This is a genomic window from Mesorhizobium sp. M2E.F.Ca.ET.209.01.1.1 (assembly GCF_004010375.2).
GTDB lineage: Bacteria > Pseudomonadota > Alphaproteobacteria > Rhizobiales > Rhizobiaceae > Mesorhizobium.
Map to the genome: position 1 here is coordinate 1 of NZ_SADP02000802.1, position 320 is coordinate 320.

At 56.9% G+C, this 320-nt stretch carries 1 protein-coding gene; it reads right to left on the bottom strand.

All coding sequences use genetic code 11. The features are described 5' to 3' along the window. Positions 1-320: AAA domain-containing protein (locus EN852_RS37975; protein ID WP_135879844.1), on the bottom strand; the 320-nt coding region annotated here is incomplete at both ends.

The following is a 320-nucleotide window of genomic DNA, read 5'->3' on the forward strand; positions in this document are numbered from 1 at the left end:
GCCATGTATCCCTGGGCATTCTTGGCATACCCCACCGAGATCATGATCACGTCGCGCTCATCGCCTTGAACATTTTCGAGGTTCTTGACGAAGAATGGCTCGCTTGGATGAGCGTGAAAGAATTCCTCGGTGTCGGGATTTAGTCGCCGCAGCGCTTCGAGTTCATCCTGGATCGCGCGGCGTTGGCTAACCGAAAATGTTGCAACGCCTAGAGTCTCTTGCGGGTTCACCTTCGCATGACGGATGATCGCCTCCGCTACTGCTCTCGCCTCTACCGGATTGGTTCCTGTGCCGCCGGAATCGAAGACCCCCTCCGGCAC